Source organism: Pseudomonas chlororaphis subsp. piscium (assembly GCF_003850345.1).
GTDB classification, from domain to species: Bacteria; Pseudomonadota; Gammaproteobacteria; order Pseudomonadales; family Pseudomonadaceae; genus Aquipseudomonas; species Aquipseudomonas piscium.
In genome coordinates this window covers 4,529,812-4,547,934 of sequence record NZ_CP027707.1, presented here as the reverse complement: position 1 = coordinate 4,547,934, position 18,123 = coordinate 4,529,812, and the positions used below count along the sequence as shown (strand labels likewise).

15 protein-coding genes are annotated in these 18,123 nt (G+C 62.6%); 12 read left to right on the top strand and 3 right to left on the bottom strand.

What is annotated here, in order from left to right:
* Positions 1 to 146 precede the first annotated feature (146 nt).
* The 4 genes from C4K38_RS20445 (at position 147) to C4K38_RS20430 (ending at position 4,903) form a co-directional block, all read left to right on the top strand.
* Positions 147 to 620, top strand: a complete 474-nt coding sequence (locus C4K38_RS20445; RefSeq protein ID WP_025804726.1) for a MarR family winged helix-turn-helix transcriptional regulator — start codon at positions 147 to 149, stop codon at positions 618 to 620.
* Positions 621 to 2,090, top strand: coding sequence for an efflux transporter outer membrane subunit (locus tag C4K38_RS20440; protein WP_053279922.1), 1,470 nt, complete (start codon positions 621 to 623; stop codon positions 2,088 to 2,090). It abuts the gene before it with no gap.
* Between the two features lie 15 nt (positions 2,091 to 2,105).
* The gene (locus tag C4K38_RS20435; protein WP_053279921.1) at positions 2,106 to 3,308 is read left to right on the top strand and encodes an HlyD family secretion protein; all 1,203 of its coding nucleotides are present in this window, start codon (positions 2,106 to 2,108) and stop codon (positions 3,306 to 3,308) included.
* A 65-nt stretch (positions 3,309 to 3,373) separates the two neighbouring features.
* Positions 3,374 to 4,903 carry a DHA2 family efflux MFS transporter permease subunit gene (locus tag C4K38_RS20430; protein ID WP_025804722.1) on the top strand — a complete coding sequence of 510 codons (1,530 nt, stop codon included), beginning with the start codon at positions 3,374 to 3,376 and terminating at the stop codon, positions 4,901 to 4,903.
* Between the two features lie 127 nt (positions 4,904 to 5,030).
* Here the strand turns inward: C4K38_RS20430 and lpxH are convergent, their stop codons facing one another.
* Positions 5,031 to 5,786 carry a UDP-2,3-diacylglucosamine diphosphatase gene (gene lpxH, locus C4K38_RS20425; protein WP_041986260.1) on the bottom strand — a complete coding sequence of 252 codons (756 nt, stop codon included), beginning with the start codon at positions 5,784 to 5,786 and terminating at the stop codon, positions 5,031 to 5,033.
* Entirely contained in the window at positions 5,783 to 6,286 is a 504-nt protein-coding gene (locus C4K38_RS20420; RefSeq protein WP_007929634.1) for a peptidylprolyl isomerase, read from the bottom strand. Before C4K38_RS20420 ends, lpxH begins: the two co-directional genes overlap by 4 nt.
* Positions 6,287 to 6,563: 277 nt before the next feature.
* Between C4K38_RS20420 and C4K38_RS20415 the strand changes: the two genes are divergently transcribed.
* Together C4K38_RS20415 and cysS are read left to right on the top strand one after the other, a co-directional pair.
* Positions 6,564 to 8,261, top strand: coding sequence for a glutamine--tRNA ligase/YqeY domain fusion protein (locus tag C4K38_RS20415; RefSeq protein ID WP_053279920.1), 1,698 nt, complete (start codon positions 6,564 to 6,566; stop codon positions 8,259 to 8,261).
* Positions 8,262 to 8,279: 18 nt separating this feature from the next.
* Positions 8,280 to 9,662 carry a cysteine--tRNA ligase gene (gene cysS, locus C4K38_RS20410; protein WP_053279919.1) on the top strand — a complete coding sequence of 461 codons (1,383 nt, stop codon included), beginning with the start codon at positions 8,280 to 8,282 and terminating at the stop codon, positions 9,660 to 9,662.
* Positions 9,663 to 9,740: 78 nt separating this feature from the next.
* Here cysS and C4K38_RS20405 read toward each other — a convergent pair whose 3' ends face one another.
* The gene (locus tag C4K38_RS20405; protein ID WP_053279918.1) at positions 9,741 to 11,591 is read right to left on the bottom strand and encodes a sigma-54-dependent Fis family transcriptional regulator; all 1,851 of its coding nucleotides are present in this window, start codon (positions 11,589 to 11,591) and stop codon (positions 9,741 to 9,743) included.
* Positions 11,592 to 12,015: 424 nt separating this feature from the next.
* Here C4K38_RS20405 and C4K38_RS20400 point away from each other — a divergent pair, with 424 nt between their 5' ends.
* From C4K38_RS20400 to C4K38_RS20375, 6 genes are read left to right on the top strand one after another with little or no spacing between them, the layout of a single operon-like run.
* Complete coding sequence (locus C4K38_RS20400) at positions 12,016 to 13,110, top strand: ABC transporter ATP-binding protein (protein ID WP_053279917.1); 1,095 nt, start codon at positions 12,016 to 12,018, stop codon at positions 13,108 to 13,110.
* On the top strand, positions 13,110 to 14,225 hold the full coding sequence (locus tag C4K38_RS20395; protein ID WP_053279916.1) for an ABC transporter ATP-binding protein: 1,116 nt from the start codon (positions 13,110 to 13,112) through the stop codon (positions 14,223 to 14,225). The genes C4K38_RS20400 and C4K38_RS20395 overlap by 1 nt, the downstream gene beginning before the upstream one ends.
* The gene (locus tag C4K38_RS20390; RefSeq protein ID WP_053279915.1) at positions 14,222 to 15,088 is read left to right on the top strand and encodes a carbohydrate ABC transporter permease; all 867 of its coding nucleotides are present in this window, start codon (positions 14,222 to 14,224) and stop codon (positions 15,086 to 15,088) included. Before C4K38_RS20395 ends, C4K38_RS20390 begins: the two co-directional genes overlap by 4 nt.
* Before the next feature lie 11 nt (positions 15,089 to 15,099).
* Positions 15,100 to 15,900: a carbohydrate ABC transporter permease gene (locus C4K38_RS20385; protein ID WP_007929618.1), complete on the top strand. Its 801-nt coding sequence runs from the start codon at positions 15,100 to 15,102 to the stop codon at positions 15,898 to 15,900.
* A 10-nt stretch (positions 15,901 to 15,910) separates the two neighbouring features.
* Positions 15,911 to 16,183: a DUF2160 domain-containing protein gene (locus C4K38_RS20380; RefSeq protein ID WP_053279914.1), complete on the top strand. Its 273-nt coding sequence runs from the start codon at positions 15,911 to 15,913 to the stop codon at positions 16,181 to 16,183.
* A 50-nt stretch (positions 16,184 to 16,233) separates the two neighbouring features.
* The gene (locus C4K38_RS20375; RefSeq protein WP_053261847.1) at positions 16,234 to 17,976 is read left to right on the top strand and encodes an ABC transporter substrate-binding protein; all 1,743 of its coding nucleotides are present in this window, start codon (positions 16,234 to 16,236) and stop codon (positions 17,974 to 17,976) included.
* The last annotated feature ends 147 nt before the right edge of the window (positions 17,977 to 18,123 follow it).

Sequence of the window (18,123 nt, the reverse complement as noted above, 5' to 3'; positions counted from 1 at the left end):
TATTTCTTCCCCCGATTTTTTCGATTTCAAGACTTTCCCATTAATTAGCTTAATAGTAAGCATGCTAATTATTGTTTGGATATTGGCTGCCTAGGCAGTAACATCTCGACATACTTTCGCTGCCTAGGCAGCTAACAGGTGGTCAGATGAAGCACTTCACCCCAGACGGTTTCCAAAATTGCCACCTCGGGCTCTTGCTGGGCCGCGCGGCCCTGCTCAAGGACCGGATCATCGACACCCACATGGAACCCCACGGCATCACCGCCGCGCAGTTCAAGGTGCTGATCATCATGGCCCAGTTCGGCGTCGACACCCCGGCCGAGCTTTGCCGCCACCTGTCCCTCGACAGCGGTTCCATGACCCGCATGCTCGATCGCCTGGAGCAGAAGGACTTCCTTGCCCGCCAACGCTCGGAGCACGACCGCCGTCAGGTGCGCCTGGTGCTCACCGAGGAGGGCCAGAAGCTCGCCGACCGTCTGCCGCACATCGGCGCCGACGCCATGAATGAATTGGCCGGCGCCATTACCCCCGAAGAGTTGAAAACCCTGGAGCAGCTCCTCAAGAAAATTTTGCTGGCGGCCGGTGACCCGATCACTGTGTTGCGGGTAGGTGATAAGTAAATGAGCAGTAAAACCTTGCGTGCCCGTTTGAGCCTGGTATTGCTGGCCATGAGCCTGGCCGGATGTGCCAACTACAGTGGCCTGACAACCGAAGGGGTGAGCCTCGATGCCAAATCCCTCAAGGCCGGACAATCCCTGAATGGCGTGACCCTGTCGCCGGCGGCCTGGCCGAAGAGCGACTGGTGGAAGAGCCTGGGCGATCCACAGCTCGATGGCCTGATCCGCGAAGCCCTGCACGACAGCCCCGACATGCAGATCGCCAGCGCCCGTGCCCACCAGGCCAGCGCGGCGGCCTATGCCGCGGATGCGGCGCGCATGCCGACCCTGGATGCCAGCGGCAGCGTCAGCCGCTCGCGCCTGGCTCGCTCGCAGGACCCGAGCGGGCAGGGCGACAACTACAGCACCCTGCGCAGCCTGACAGCCAACTTCAACTACACCTTCGACCTCTGGGGCGGCCAGCGCGATACCTGGGAAGCCGCCCTGGGCCAGGCCCGTGCCGCCGAGATCGATCGCCAGGCCGCGCAACTGACCCTGGCCGCCGACGTGGCCCGGGCCTACAGCGACCTGGGCCAGGCGCATATCGTCCATGACCTGGCCGATGAAGACCTCAAGCGCACCCGGCAGATGCTCGAGCTGAGCCAGAAACGCCTGGGCTCGGGCATCGACAGCCAGTATCAGTACCAGCAGACCGAAAGCCTGGAGGCCAGCTCCGAAGCCAGCCTGATCGACGCCGAGAAAAACCTGCAGAGCGCCAAGATCGCCCTCGCGGTATTGCTCGGCAAAGGCCCAGACCGGGGCAACGAAATCGCCCGGCCGAAAGTCCTGCAGGCCAGCGCGGTGGCGCTGCCGTCGGTGCTGCCGGCGGAACTGCTGGGACGCCGTCCGGACCTGGTGGCCGCGCGCTGGCGGGTCGAGGCGGCGAGCAAGAGCATCGACGCCGGCAAGACCAACTTCTATCCCAACCTCAACCTGAGCGCCGCCGCCGGTACTCAAGCGTTGCTGGGGGACGCGATGTTCGGATCGGCCAGCCGCTTCTTCAACATCGCCCCGACCGTGTCGCTGCCGATCTTCGACGGTGGCCGCCTGCGTGCCGACCTGGATGCCCGGGATGCCGACTACGACCTGGCCGTGGCGCAGTACAACAAGAGCCTGGTGACTGCCCTGGGGGATGTCAGCGACACCATCTCCCAGTTGCGTGACATCGGTCGGCAGATCGCCGCCCAGCAACACGCCACCGACATCGCCCAGGACTCCTACGACACCGTGGTCCAGCGCTACGGCTCGGGTATCGGCAATTACCTGGACGTGCTCAGCATCGAGCAGCAATTACTGCAGGCCCAGCGTCAGCTGGCGACCCTGAATGCCCAGCAGATCGACCTGTCGATCCAACTGATGCAAGCCCTGGGCGGTGGTTTCCAGACCGACAATCTGGCCGCGGCCACCCCGACCCCAGCCTCGCGCAATCAATAATTCAAGGTACTCATCATGGCCACTGCCGAAAGCAATAACGCTCCTGAAAACACCTCGGACGCCGCTAACCCGCGCAAGCGCAAGGTCATGCTGCTGGGCCTGGTGGCGCTGATCGTCCTGGGCGGGCTGGGGGTCTTTGCCTGGTATGAACTCTACGGACGCTGGAATGAAGGCACCGACGACGCCTATGTGAACGGCAACGTGGTGGAAATCACCCCGCTGGTCAACGGCACGGTGGTCAGCATCGGCGCCGACGATGGCGACCTGGTCCACGAAGGCCAGGTGCTGATCAACTTCGACCCCAACGATGCCGAGGTCGGCCTGCAAAGCGCTGAGGCCAACCTGGCCCGCACCGTGCGCCAGGTGCGCGGGCTGTACAGCAATGTCGATGGCATGCGTGCCCAGGTGGCGGCGCAGAAGGCCGAAGTGCAGAAAGCCCAGGACAACTTCAGCCGCCGCCGGACCCTCGCCAGCAGCGGGGCGATTTCCCAGGAGGAACTGTCCCACGCCCGCGATGACCTGACCTCGGCGCAGAACGCCCTGGCCAATGCCCAGCAGCAGCTCAACACCACCAACGCGCTGGTGGACGACACCGTGGTCTCCAACCATCCGGACGTGCAGGCCGCCGCCGCGCAACTGCGCCAGGCCTACCTGACCAACGCCCGCAGCACGCTGATCGCCCCGGTGACCGGTTATGTCGCCAAGCGCACCGTGCAACTGGGCCAGCGAGTACAGCCGGGCACCGCGTTGATGGCGGTGATCCCCCTGGACCAGCTGTGGATCGATGCCAACTTCAAGGAAACCCAGCTGCGTGACATGCGCATCGGCCAGCCGGTGGACATCGAGGCCGATATCTACGGCAGCGAGGTCAAGTACAGCGGCACCGTCGACAGCCTGGGCGCCGGTACCGGCAGTGCCTTCGCCCTGTTGCCGGCGCAGAACGCCACCGGCAACTGGATCAAGATCGTGCAGCGGGTGCCGGTGCGCATCCATGTAAATGCCGAAGAACTGGCCAAGCACCCGCTGCGGGTCGGCCTGTCGACGGTGGTCAACGTCGACCTGCACGACCAGAGCGGCCCGGTACTGGCCCAGCAGCCGCCACAAAAGGCTTCGTTCAGTACCAATGTCTACGACCGCCAACTGGGCGAGGCCGATGCCCTGATCGCCCGCCTGATCCACGACAACAGCGCCGCCATCGGCAAGACCGCGCAGCGCTGATTCGCCGATCCCTCTGCTGCGGCCGCTAGCGGCCGCGGCGCCTGCCTCGCTTCATAGGATTCGCGATGAGCAATAACGCCTCTTTCACGCCGCCCAGCCTGTTGCTCAGCACCATCGGCCTGTCGCTGGCGACCTTCATGCAGGTGCTCGACACCACCATCGCCAACGTGGCCTTGCCGACCATCTCCGGCAACCTCGGGGTGAGTTCGGAGCAGGGCACCTGGGTGATCACCTCGTTTGCCGTGAGCAACGCCATCGCCTTGCCGCTGACCGGCTGGCTGAGCCGGCGCTTCGGCGAAGTGAAGCTGTTTATCTGGGCCACCCTGTTGTTCGTGCTGGCCTCCTTTCTCTGCGGGATTTCCACCTCCATGCCGGAACTGGTGGGCTTTCGGGTGCTGCAAGGGGTGGTGGCCGGGCCGCTGTACCCGATGACCCAGACCCTGCTGATCGCGGTCTACCCGCCGGCGAAAAGGGGCATGGCCCTGGCGCTGCTGGCGATGGTCACGGTGGTGGCGCCGATTGCCGGGCCGATTCTCGGCGGCTGGATCACCGACAGCTACAGCTGGCCGTGGATCTTCTTCATCAACGTGCCGATCGGCCTGTTCGCCGCCTGGGTGGTCAAGCAGCAGCTGAAGGCGCGGCCAGTGGTGACCAGCCGCCAGCCGATGGACTATATCGGCCTGTTGAGCCTGATCGTCGGCGTTGGGGCCTTGCAGATCGTGCTCGACAAGGGCAATGACCTGGACTGGTTCGAATCCAACTTCATCATCATAGGTACGCTGATTTCGCTGATCGCCCTGGCGGTGTTCGTGATCTGGGAAATGACCGACCGCCATCCGGTGGTCAACCTGCGGCTGTTCGCCCACCGCAACTTTCGCATCGGCACCATTGTGCTGGTGGGCGGTTATGCCGGCTTCTTCGGCATCAACCTGATCCTGCCGCAGTGGGTGCAGACCCAGATGGGCTATACCGCGACCTGGGCCGGCCTGTCGGTGGCGCCGATGGGCATCCTGCCGGTGCTGATGTCGCCTTTCGTCGGCAAGTACGCGCACAAGTTCGACCTGCGCTTGCTGGCCGGGCTGGCGTTCCTGGCGATCGGCCTGAGCTGCTTCATGCGCGCCGGGTTCACCAACGAGGTGGACTTCCAGCATATCGCCCTGGTGCAGCTGTTCATGGGTATTGGCGTGGCGTTGTTCTTCATGCCGACCCTGAGCATCCTGATGTCGGACCTGCCGCCGCACCAGATTGCCGATGGCGCCGGCCTGGCCACCTTCCTGAGGACCCTGGGTGGCAGTTTCGCCGCTTCGCTGACCACATGGATCTGGATCCGCCGGGCGAACGAGCATCATGCCTACATGGGCGAACACATCAGCACCTTCGAACCTGCTACCCGCGATGCCCTGGGCACCCTGGGCGGTGCCAGCAACCAGGCCTACGCGCAGCTGGACCAGGTGCTGACCGGCCAGGCGTACATGATGTCCACCGTGGACTACTTCACGTTGCTGGGCTGGAGCTTCATGGGGCTGATTCTGCTGGTGTGGCTGGCCAAGCCGCCGTTCACGGCCAAGGCCGGGCCGGCGTCGGCGGGGCATTGATGGTTTGTGGGGCTTGAGGGGTTATCGCCAGCCTGTTCGCTCCGACAGGGGATTGCACAATCCTTGTCGGAGCGAACGGGTTGGCGATTGAAGGCAAGACCCACCGGGCCTTAATTGCAGCCTGCGGCTACAGGCTTGAGCGGGGCAACGCCAACTGCGACGGCACGAAGTCGAAAGCCGCCAGCTGAAAGCCCTGTTCATCCACCTGCAAGGCCCAGCCCTGACGGTCCCAGTCCCCCAGCACGATGCGCTTGGCGGCCTGGTCGCCGATCTGCAACTTGTGGATGGCGGGGCGGTGGGTGTGGCCGTGGACCAGGGTCCGCACCTTGAACTCCTGCATGATCCGCGGCACTTCGTCCGGGGTCACGTCGACGATGTCGTTGGCCTTCATCCGGGTTTGTGCGCGGCTTTCGTTGCGCAGCTTGCGCGCCAGCTTGTGCCGGGTGCGCAGCGGCAGGTGCCTGAGGATCCACAGCGAAACCGGGTTGCGCAGGTAACGGCGCATGCGCATATAGGCTTCGTCACGGGTACACAGGCTGTCGCCGTGCATCAGCAGCACCGGCTCGCCGTAGAAGTCGACCACGCTCGGGTCCTTGAGCAGGGTCGCGCCCGCGGCCTTGCAGAAGGCCTTGCCGAGCATGAAGTCGCGATTGCCATGCATCAGGAAAACCTGCGTGCCGCTGTCGCTGAGCTCGCGCAGTGCCTGGCAAATGGAAAGCTGGTAGGGGGTCATGGCGTCGTCGCCGATCCAGACCTCGAAGAAATCTCCCAGGATGTACAGCGCTTGCGCCGAGCGGGCACGCCCGCCCAGTAAATCCAGAAACGCCCGGGTAATGTCCGGGCGCTCCTCTTCCAGATGCAAATCTGAAATCAGCAGTATCACTCAACGATCTCGGCTTTCTCGATGATCACGTCTTCTGCCGGTACGTCCTGGTGGCCGGCCTTCATGGTGGTGGCCACGCCTTTGATCTTGTCGACCACTTCGGTGCCGGCGACCACTTTGCCGAATACCGCGTAGCCCCAGCCCTGGACGGTCTTGCCGCTGTGGTTGAGGAAGCTGTTGTCAGCGACGTTGATGAAGAACTGCGCGGAAGCCGAATGCGGCTCCATGGTGCGGGCCATGGCGACGGTGTACTTGTCGTTGGAAAGACCGTTGTCGGCTTCGTTCTGGATGCTTGGACGCTTGTCTTTCTTTTCTTTCATGCCTGGCTCGAAACCGCCGCCCTGGATCATGAAGTTACCGATGACGCGGTGGAATACGGTGTTTTCGTAATGACCGGCTTTAACGTATTCGACGAAGTTGGCCACGGTGACCGGGGCTTTCTCGGCGTTCAGTTCCAGCACGATGTCGCCGTGGTTGGTGGTCAGTTTGACTTGAGTCATGATCGGTACTCTTTATAAGGAGGAGCGTTTTCAAGGAATTCCCGGGTTCCGGGAGGCAGGCCTGGGGCCCGCGGGCCGGAACCGCGCTGGCAAAAATCCGCCAAGGTGCGCAGTTTAGCGTGACGGGCGTGAAATTCGAGGCTGTTTTTTCATTTGCGACGGATTAATCGCGGCAGATTTAAAGCCCGCTCTGTCAGGGGCTTGACCGCATCGGCTATGATATCCGTTTTGATTTATCAGGCCGCACCGGCCGCGCACTTGTACGTTCAAGGATCCTATGAGCAAGCCCACTGTCGACCCTACCTCGAATTCCAAGACCGGACCGGCCGTGCCGGTCAACTTCCTGCGCCCGATCATCCAGGCGGACCTGGACTCGGGTAAGCACACACAGATCGTGACCCGCTTCCCGCCGGAGCCCAACGGCTACCTGCACATCGGTCACGCCAAGTCGATCTGCGTGAACTTCGGGCTGGCCCAGGAATTCGGCGGCGTCACCCACCTGCGTTTCGACGACACCAACCCGGCCAAGGAAGACCAGGAATACATCGACGCCATCGAAAGCGACGTCAAGTGGCTGGGCTTCGAGTGGTCCGGTGAGGTGCGCTACGCCTCGCAATACTTCGACCAGTTGCACGACTGGGCGGTGGAGCTGATCAAGACGGGCAAGGCCTATGTCGACGACCTGACCCCCGAGCAGGCCAAGGAATACCGTGGCAGCCTGACCGAGCCGGGCAAGAACAGCCCGTTCCGCGACCGTTCGGTGGAAGAGAACCTGGACCTGTTCGCCCGCATGAAGGCGGGTGAATTCCCGGACGGCGCCCGCGTGCTGCGGGCCAAGATCGATATGGCCTCGCCGAACATGAACCTGCGCGACCCGATCATGTATCGCATCCGCCATGCTCATCACCACCAGACCGGCGACAAGTGGTGCATCTACCCGAACTACGACTTCACCCACGGTCAGTCGGACGCCATCGAAGGCATCACTCATTCGATCTGCACCCTGGAGTTCGAAAGCCACCGTCCGCTGTACGAGTGGTTCCTCGAGAACCTGCCGGTGCCGGCGCAGCCGCGCCAGTACGAGTTCAGCCGCCTGAACCTGAACTACACCATCACCAGCAAGCGCAAGCTCAAGCAACTGGTGGACGAACAGCACGTCAACGGCTGGGACGACCCACGCATGTCGACCCTGTCGGGCTTCCGTCGTCGTGGCTACACGCCGAAATCCATTCGCAACTTCTGCGAAATGGTTGGCACCAACCGTTCCGACGGCATGGTGGACTTCGGCATGCTGGAATTCAGCATCCGTGACGACCTCGACCACAGCGCCCCGCGCGCCATGTGCGTGCTGCGTCCGCTGAAGGTGGTGATCACCAACTACCCGGAAGGCCAGGTCGAGAACCTCGAACTGCCGCGCCACCCGAAAGAAGACATGGGTGTGCGGGTACTGCCGTTCGCCCGTGAAATCTACATCGACCGTGACGATTTCATGGAAGAGCCGCCAAAGGGCTACAAGCGCCTGGAGCCGGCTGGCGAAGTGCGCCTGCGCGGCAGCTACGTGATCCGCGCCGACGAGGCGATCAAGGATGCCGACGGCAACATCGTCGAGCTGCGTTGCTCCTACGACCCGGACACCCTGGGCAAGAACCCGGAAGGGCGCAAGGTCAAGGGCGTGATCCACTGGGTGCCGGCCGCCGCCAGCGTCGAGTGCGAAGTGCGCCTGTACGACCGTCTGTTCCGTTCGCCGAACCCGGAGAAGGCCGAAGACAGCGCAAGTTTCCTGGACAACATCAACCCTGACTCCCTGCAGGTCCTCACTGGTTGTCGTGCCGAACCCTCGCTGGGCAACGCACAGCCGGAAGACCGTTTCCAGTTCGAGCGCGAAGGTTACTTCTGCGCGGATATCAAGGACTCGAAACCGGGCGCTCCGGTATTCAACCGTACCGTGACCCTGCGCGACTCCTGGGGTCAGTGATTCAGTCAAGGAACTAACGTGCTTACGATCTACAACACGCTCACCAAGAGCAAAGAAGTCTTCAAGCCGCTGGATGGCAACAATGTACGCATGTACGTGTGCGGCATGACCGTGTACGACTACTGCCACCTGGGCCATGGCCGCAGCATGGTCGCCTTCGACCTGGTGACACGTTGGTTGCGCTTCAGCGGTTACAACCTGACCTATGTGCGCAACATCACCGACATCGAAGACAAGATCATCAATCGGGCGCGGGAGAATGGCGAGCCGTTCAATGCGCTGACCGAACGCATGATCGTGGCGATGCACGAAGACGAGGCTCGGCTGAACATCAAGAAGCCGGACCTGGAGCCTCGCGCCACGGATCATATCCCTGGCATGCTGAGCATGATCCAGACCCTGATCGACAAGGGCTACGCCTACGCACCGGGCAATGGCGACGTGTACTACCGCGTGGCCAAGTTCATGGGTTACGGCAAGCTGTCGCGCAAGAAGATCGAGGACCTGCGCATCGGTGCACGGATCGAGGTCGATGAGTCGAAGGAAGACCCACTGGATTTCGTCTTGTGGAAAGCCACCAAGCCGGGCGAGCCGAGCTGGGAGTCGCCATGGGGCGCCGGGCGTCCGGGCTGGCACATCGAGTGCTCGGTGATGTCCACCTGCTGCCTGGGAGAGACCTTCGACATTCACGGCGGCGGCAGCGACCTCGAGTTCCCGCACCATGAAAACGAGATCGCCCAGAGCGAGGCGGCCACCGGCAAGACCTACGCCAATGCCTGGATGCACTGCGGCATGATTCGCATCAATGGCGAGAAGATGTCCAAGTCCTTGAACAACTTCTTCACCATTCGCGATGTGCTCGACAAGTACCATCCGGAAGTGGTGCGTTACCTGCTGGTGTCGAGCCACTACCGCAGTGCGATCAACTACTCGGAAGATAACCTCAAGGACGCCAAGGGCGCCCTGGAGCGTTTCTACCATGCCCTCAAGGGCCTGCCGAACGTACCGGCCGCCGGTGGCGAAGCCTTCGTCGAGCGTTTCACCGAGGTGATGAACGACGACTTCGGCACCCCGGAAGCCTGTGCGCTGCTGTTCGAGATGGTGCGCGAGATCAACCGTCTGCGCGAGAGCGATCTCAATGCGGCGGCCGGTCTGGCGGCGCGCCTGCGGGAACTGGCGGATGTGCTGGGTGTGCTGCAGCTGGAAGCCGACGACTTCCTGCAGGCCGGTGCCGCCGGCCGGGTCGACGCGGCGCAGGTCGAAGCGCTGATCCAGGCGCGCCTGGCTGCCCGTGCCAACAAGGACTGGGCCGAGTCCGACCGCATCCGCGACCAGATCACCGCCATGGGCGTGGTGCTGGAAGACGGCAAGGGTGGGACCACCTGGCGTCTGGCTGACTGATCGCTGTACTGGCTACAAACAGAAACCCGCCTTGTGCGGGTTTTTGTTTGCCTGCTATTTGGGGGGCTGGAGGGGCGATCAATTCTCCTGCTGACGCAATCTTTTATAGAGGGTATTGCGACTCACCCCCAGCCGCCGTGCCAATAGCGAGATATTGCCGCCCACCGCCTTGAGCTGGCGCTGCAGGTCGGCGCTGTCCTCCAGGTCGATGTCGCCGGGCGGTGAATGGCTGGTGGCCGGCTCCATGTCCAGGTCGACAAAAAAGTCGTCCGGCAGGTGCTCGGTGCGGATCGGTTGTTCTTCGGCCATGGCCAGCGCCACCTGCATCACGCTGCTGACCTGGCGCAGGTTGCCCGGCCAGGGGTGGCGCTCGAACAGTTCCTGGACTTCTCGACTGAGCCCGGCCCATTGGCCGGATTCGCGGTGCTGTTCCCAGATACGTTTGAACAGCGCCTGTTTGTCGCTGCGTTCGCGCAAGGGCGGCAACTCCAGGGTCAGGCCGCCGATGCGGTAATACAGGTCCTCGCGAAAGCGCCCGAGCTGCACCTGTTCGCGCAGGGAGCGGTTGGTGGCGGAGATGATGCGGATGTCCACCGGGAACAGTTCGCTGCTGCCCACCGGTTGTACGCAGCGTTCCTGCAGCACCCGTAATAGGCGAGCCTGGGTTGGCAAGGGCATGTCGCCGATTTCGTCGAGGAACAAGGTACCTTTGTCGGCCTTGCGGATCAGGCCGATGCTGCCTTTCTGGCTGGCGCCGGTGAACGCGCCTTTTTCGTAGCCGAACAGCTCGGACTCCACCAGTTCGGCGGGGATCGCCGCGCAGTTGACGGCGATGAACGCCTGCTTGCTCCGCGAGCTGGCCTGGTGCAGCGCCTTGACGAAGACTTCCTTGCCGACCCCGGTTTCGCCGTGGATCAGCAGCGGAATGTCCTTTTCCAGCAGCCGTTCGGCCTGGCGCACGGCTTTCTCCACCCGGCTGTCGCCGAGGTGCAGGGTGTTCAGGCTGATGGCATCGGTGTTGGTGGGAGAAGGGCGAGCAGGTGCCTCGGCGAAGACTCGGGCCTGGATCGGCATCTGTCTTGGACGCTTGAGCAGGCAATGGAAGCGGTTGCGACCGGCGGCCTGCAGGGCGAAGGGCAGGCCTTCGGGTTGGTTGAGCAACTCAAGCAGGGACACCTTGAACAGGCTCTCGATGCCGACCCGCGACAGGCTGATGCCCAGCAGGTTGTCGGCGCGGCGGTTGGCCGACAGCACCTGGCCGCTTTCATCGAAGATCAGCAGGCCGGCCCACTGGCTGTCGAGGTTGTTCAGGCCGGTGTTGAAGGTCAGCTGGAAATGCCGGCCTTCGAACAGGTTGAGGATCAGTCGGTTCTCCACCGTCTGGCTCATCATCTTGACCATGCCCAGGGTATGGGAGGGCGGCAGGTAGCTGTCGCTGGAGACGTCCAGCACCGCGATCACCCGGCGCTCGGCATCGAAGATCGGCGCGGCCGAGCCGGTCATGAAGCGGTTGGCCTTGAGAAAGTGTTCATCGTGCTCGATATGCACCGCCTGCTCGCAGGCCAGGGCGGTACCGATGGCATTGGTGCCGCTGCAGTGTTCCAGCCAGCTGGCGCCGGCGCTGAAACCACGGGCCAGGCTCGGCTCGATAAAACGCTGGGTGCCCCAGGAGGTCAGTACCTGGCCCTGGTTGTCGGCGAGCATGATCAGGCAATTGGAGTTGCTGAGGATGTTCTCGTAGTAGGGCAGGACTTCCTGGTGGGTGGTCTGCACCAGGGCATGCTGGCTCTCCAGCAACTGGGCGATGCGCTCGGCGGGCAGTTGATCGAAGGCGGGCGCGCTCTGGTGGCTGAGGCCAAAGGCCCGGCAGCGACTCCAGGAGTCCTTGATGATGGTCTCGTGAGACAGCGGCGAGGCAGGTGCGCTCATGTTGACTGGTCTCTTATTGTTCTTGTTATGACGACAGGGCGCTGCGTTCTCTGTAGCCGCTGCCGCAGGCTGCGATCGGCTGCGCAGCGGCCGCAGAACCTGAGCACGCGCTTTATCTGTATGAGCGCGGAGCCCTCTTACGATTCCTTCGGCCTCGATCGCAGCCTGCGGCAGAGGCTACAAGAAGCAATCTTGCCGGCAAAAACGTCCATCCAGTGTTGTTCACTCTTGTTCATTGTCAACTGCTGGACTGTTCAGTTGTTCAGTCCGGATTGTTCATTTCTGTTCAGCTATGAACCCTCGAGCAGCCTGCCTTGGCATAAATTCCAGGCTTATCAGTGGCTTGGTTTGACGTCACGGTTCTGGCATGAAAGTCGCTCTACTGCTCCGGTCGCTTGACTCCAATAATAAAAAAGGCCGAGCCATGTCATTAACGCTGGAGCACGTCAGCCGTGTCGTCGAGGGCCAGACCTGGATCGATGACATTTCGCTGCGCTTTGAACCCGGTTCCTTCAATGTCCTGCTGGGGCGCACGCTGTCCGGCAAGACCAGCCTGATGCGCCTGATCGCCGGGCTCGACAAGCCCGTCAGCGGACGCATCCTGATGAACGGCGTGGACGTCACCGGGCGTCCGGTGCGGCTGCGCAACGTGTCGATGGTCTATCAGCAGTTCATCAACTACCCGACCATGACCGTGTTCGAGAACATCGCCTCGCCGTTGCGCCAGGCTGGCGTCGCCGCGCAGTTGATCGAGAGTAAGGTGCTGGAGACGGCGAAGATGCTGCGGATCGAGAAGTTCCTGCAGCGCCATCCGCTGGAGCTGTCCGGCGGCCAGCAGCAGCGCACGGCGATGGCCCGAGCGCTGGTCAAGGATGCCGAGCTGATCCTGTTCGACGAGCCGCTGGTCAACCTCGACTACAAGCTGCGCGAAGAACTGCGCCAGGAGATGCGCGAGCTGTTCCAGGCCCGCCACACCATCGCCATCTATGCCACCACCGAGCCCAACGAGGCGCTGGCCCTGGGCGGCACCACCACCATCCTCCACGAGGGGCGCCTGGTGCAGAGCGGCAAGACCGCCGAGGTCTATCACCAGCCCCAGACTGTGCTGGCCGCCGAGCTGTTCTCCGAACCGCCGATCAACTTGATGCCGGGGCGCATCGCCGGCAATGAAGTGAGCTTTGCCAATTTCGTGCACTTTCCGCTGAACGTCGATCTGCGCCCGGTCGGCGAGGGCGAGTTCCGCTTTGGCGTGCGGCCCAGCCATATCTCCCTGGTGCCGAGCAACGACGACGACCTGGAGCTGGCGGTGACCGTCGAGGTCGCGGAAATCAGCGGCTCGGAAACCTTCCTCCATGTGCGCAACGAACAATTCCTGTTGGTGCTGCACCTGCCCGGCGTGCACGAATACGATGTCGACGCGCCGATCCGCATTTATATCCCCACCCACAAACTGTTCGTCTTCGATGCCCAGGGCCGTCTGGTCCAGGCGCCGGGGCGGCGCGTCGCGAGGGTTGCCTGATGGCCGAGATCCGTTTGCACAACCTCGCCCACAGTTACACCAGCAACCCGGCCGGTCCCGAGGACTATGCGATCCGCGAGATGAACCACATCTGGGAGCAGGGCGGCGCCTATGCCTTGCTCGGGCCGTCGGGCTGCGGCAAGTCGACCTTGCTCAATATCATTTCCGGGCTGCTCAGCCCGTCCCAGGGACAGGTGCTGTTCGATACCCGGGTGGTCAACGAACTGACCCCGGAGAAGCGCAATATCGCCCAGGTTTTCCAGTTCCCGGTGGTCTACGACACCATGACGGTGTTCGACAACCTGGCCTTCCCGCTGCGCAACCAGGGCCTGGCCGAAGCCAAGGTGCACAGCAAGGTGCAGGAGATCGCCGAGGTCCTCGACCTGCAGGCGCTGCTGAACAAGAAGGCGCGCAACCTCAGCGCCGATGAAAAGCAGAAGGTTTCCATGGGCCGCGGCCTGGTGCGCGACGACGTGTCGGCGATCCTGTTCGACGAGCCGCTGACGGTGATCGACCCGCACCTGAAGTGGAAGCTGCGGCGCAAGCTCAAGCAGATCCACGAGCAGTTCAACATCACCATGGTCTACGTCACCCACGACCAGCTCGAAGCTTCGACCTTCGCCGACAAGATCGCGGTGATGTACGGCGGGCAGATCGTCCAGTTCGGTACCCCGCGGGAGCTGTTCGAGCGGCCGAGCCACACCTTTGTCGGCTACTTCATCGGCAGCCCGGGGATGAACCTGATCGAGGTCCGGGCAGAGGCCGGCGGTGTCAGGTTCGCCGGCACCCACCTGGCACTGCCCGAGGCCTTGCAGCAACGGATCGCCGAGAGCGATTACCAGAGCCTGAAAGTCGGCATCCGCCCGGAGTTCATCCATGTCTGGGACGAGCCTTACGAGGAGGCGCTGCAGGCTGATGTGGTCCATGTCGAGGACCTGGGCACCTACAAGATCATGACCCTGAACCTCGACGGCGCGGTGTTGAAAGTGCGGCTGGCCGAAGACAAGCCGGTGCCGCAGGGCAGGGCCTGCATCAGCTTTCCCGCGCAGTGGCTGATGGTCTACGCCGATGAGTACCTGCTGGAGGCCCACGCCACGAACGAGGTTCAGCCATGAACAAAGTGCAGAACAACAAGGCCTGGTGGCTGGTATTACCGGTGTTCCTGCTGGTGGCCTTCAGTGCGGTGATCCCGATGATGACCGTGGTCAACTACTCGGTGCAGGACATCTTCGACCAGTCCAGCCGCTACTTCGTCGGTGCCGACTGGTACCGCCAGGTGCTGCTCGATCCACGCCTGCACGATTCGCTGCTGCGCCAGTTCATCTATTCGGCCTGCGTGCTGCTGATCGAAATCCCCTTAGGGATAGCCATTGCCCTGACCATGCCGAGCAAGGGGCGCTGGTCGTCGGTGGTGCTGATCATCCTCGCCATTCCATTGCTGATCCCGTGGAACGTGGTGGGCACCATCTGGCAGATCTTCGGCCGCGCCGACATCGGCCTGATGGGCTCGGCGCTGAATGCCCTGGGCATCGATTACAACTACGCGGCCAACACCATGGATGCCTGGGTCACAGTGTTGGTGATGGACGTGTGGCACTGGACCTCGCTGGTGGCGCTGCTCTGCTACTCGGGGCTGCGAGCAATTCCGGACGTGTACTACCAGGCCGCGCGCATCGACCGCGCGTCGAACTGGGCGGTGTTCCGGCATATCCAGTTGCCGAAGATGAAAAGCGTGCTGCTGATCGCGGTGATGCTGCGTTTCATGGACAGCTTCATGATCTACACCGAGCCGTTCGTGCTCACCGGCGGCGGGCCGGGCAACGCCACCACCTTCCTCAGCCAGACCCTGACCCAGATGGCGATCGGTCAGTTCGACCTGGGCCCGGCCGCGGCGTTCTCCCTGGTGTACTTCCTGATCATCCTGCTGGTGTCCTGGCTGTTCTACACCGCCATGACCCACTCCGACGCCAATCGCTGAGGACGGCCGCCATGACCAAGCGCAAGCTGATACCGCTGCTGATCTACATCCTGTTCCTGCTGGTGCCGATCTACTGGTTGCTGAACATGTCGTTCAAGAGCAATAACGAGATCCTCGGCAGCCTGACCCTGTGGCCCCAGGATTTCACCTGGCACAACTACAAGGTGATCTTCACCGACCCCAGCTGGTACACCGGCTACCTCAACTCGCTGTATTACGTCAGCCTGAACACGGTGATTTCCCTGAGCGTGGCGCTGCCGGCGGCCTATGCGTTCTCGCGCTACCGCTTCCTCGGCGACAAGCACCTGTTCTTCTGGCTGCTGACCAACCGCATGGCGCCGCCGGCGGTGTTCCTGCTGCCGTTCTTCCAGCTGTATTCGTCCATTGGCCTGTTCGATACGCACATAGCCGTGGCCCTGGCCCACTGCCTGTTCAACGTGCCGCTGGCGGTGTGGATTCTCGAAGGTTTCATGTCCGGGGTGCCGAAGGAAATCGACGAGACCGCCTACATCGACGGCTACAGCTTTCCCAAGTTCTTCGTGAAGATCTTCGTCCCGCTGATCGGCTCGGGGATCGGCGTGACGGCGTTCTTTTGCTTCATGTTTTCCTGGGTCGAGCTGCTGCTGGCGCGGACCCTGACTTCGGTGAACGCCAAGCCGATCGCCGCGGTGATGACCCGCACCGTGTCCGCCTCCGGTATCGACTGGGGCGTGCTGGCGGCCGCCGGGGTGCTGACCATTCTGCCGGGCATGCTGGTGATCTGGTTTGTTCGCAACCATGTGGCCAAGGGCTTCGCCCTGGGCCGGGTATGAGGATCCGTTGATGGAATGGATGAACTGGACCGCCCCGACGGCGGCATTCTTCGGTGTCATTGCCCTGATCCTGCTGGGCATGACCAGCTGGGAATTACATTCGCCGAGCATCCCTCGGCGCGGCTTCCTGCCGATTGCCACCACCCGTGGCGATCGTCTGTTTATCGGTCTTCTCGGCAGCGCCTACCTGCATCTGCTGGTAATCGGCGTCACCGACTGGAGCATCTGGGTGGCGTTCGGGCTGTCCCTGGTGTGGCTGTTGGCTGTGATGCGTTGGGGCTAGCCGGGCGCGTGCGCGGTGGTCCTGCTTCGAAATTCAACCGGGAGGTCTCTATGTTCGACAAAAACAATAAGCTGCGACATAGCGTTTCATTGGCGGCCATGCTGGCACTGAGCGGCTTGAGCGCGACGGCCTGGGCCGACGCCTATGAGGACGCCGCGAAAAAATGGATCGGCAGCGAGTTCAAGCCATCCACCCTGACCGCGGAACAACAGCTGGAAGAGCTGAAGTGGTTCATCAAGGCGTCCGAGCCGTTTCGCGGGATGAAGATCAACGTGGTCTCGGAAACCATCGCCACCCATGAATACGAGTCCAAGGTGCTGGCCAAGGCCTTCAGTGAAATCACCGGGATCAAGCTGACCCACGACCTGCTGCAGGAAGGCGACGTGGTGGAGAAGCTGCAGACCCAGATGCAGTCGGACAAGAATATCTATGACGGCTGGGTCAACGACTCCGACCTGATCGGCACGCACTTCCGTTATGGCAAGACCGAATCCATCACCGACCTGATGGCCAACGAGGGCAAGGACTACACCTCGCCGACCCTGGACATCAAGGACTTCATCGGTATCTCCTTCACCACCGCGCCGGACGGCAAGATCTATCAGCTGCCCGACCAGCAGTTCGCCAACCTGTACTGGTTCCGCGCCGACTGGTTCGAGCGGGCCGACCTGAAAGCCAAGTTCAAGGAGAAGTACGGCTACGAGCTGGGTGTGCCGGTGAACTGGTCGGCTTATGAGGACATCGCCAAGTTCTTCAGCGAAGACGTCAAGGAGATCGACGGCAAGCGGGTCTACGGGCATATGGACTACGGCAAGAAGGACCCGTCCCTGGGCTGGCGCTTCACCGATGCCTGGTTCTCCATGGCCGGCGGCGGCGACAAGGGCTTGCCCAACGGCTTGCCGGTGGACGAGTGGGGGATCCGCGTCGAGGATTGCCATCCGGTGGGCTCCAGCGTGACCCGCGGCGGCGACACCAACGGTCCGGCGGCGGTGTTCGCCACCACCAAATACGTGGACTGGATGAAAAAATACGCGCCACCGGAAGCGGCAGGCATGACCTTCTCCGAATCCGGGCCGGTGCCGTCCCAGGGCAATATCGCCCAGCAGATCTTCTGGTACACCGCCTTCACCGCCGACATGACCAAGCCGGGCCTGGCGGTGATGAACGCCGACGGCACGCCGAAATGGCGCATGGCGCCGTCGCCGCGTGGACCGTACTGGGAGGAGGGCATGAAGCTGGGCTATCAGGACGTGGGGTCCTGGACCTTCATGAAGTCCACCCCGGAGAAACAGAAACTCGCGGCCTGGCTCTATGCCCAGTTCGTGACCTCGAAAACCGTGTCGCTGAAGAAAACCATCGTCGGCCTGACGCCGATCCGCGAGTCGGACATCAATTCCCAGGCGATGACCGACCTGGCGCCGAAACTCGGTGGCCTGGTGGAGTTCTATCGCAGCCCGGCCCGTGTGCAGTGGACGCCGACCGGCACCAACGTGCCGGACTATCCACGCCTGGCTCAGCTGTGGTGGAGCCATATCGCCGAAGCGGCCAGCGGCGAGAAAACCCCGCAACAGGCACTCGATGGCCTGGCCAAGGACCAGGACGCGATCATGACCCGGCTCGAGCGTTCAAAAGCCCAGGCCACCTGCGCCCCGAAAATGAACCCCGAGCGCGACGCGCAATACTGGTTCGACCAACCGGGCGCGCCGAAACCGAAACTGGCCAACGAGAAACCCAAGGGCGAGACCGTGAGCTACAACGAACTGCTCAAGTCGTGGGAGGCGGCGCGCAAGTAAGGTTGTGGATCGGTAATGCGCAACGGCACCTTCGGGTGCCGTTCTGTTTTGGGAATGGTTGTTGTGGTGCCTGGGCCATCGCTGTCGTAGGCCAGGTGTCGAAGGATCACGTCACTCCGTTCTTCTGTAGGAGCGAGGCTTGCCCGC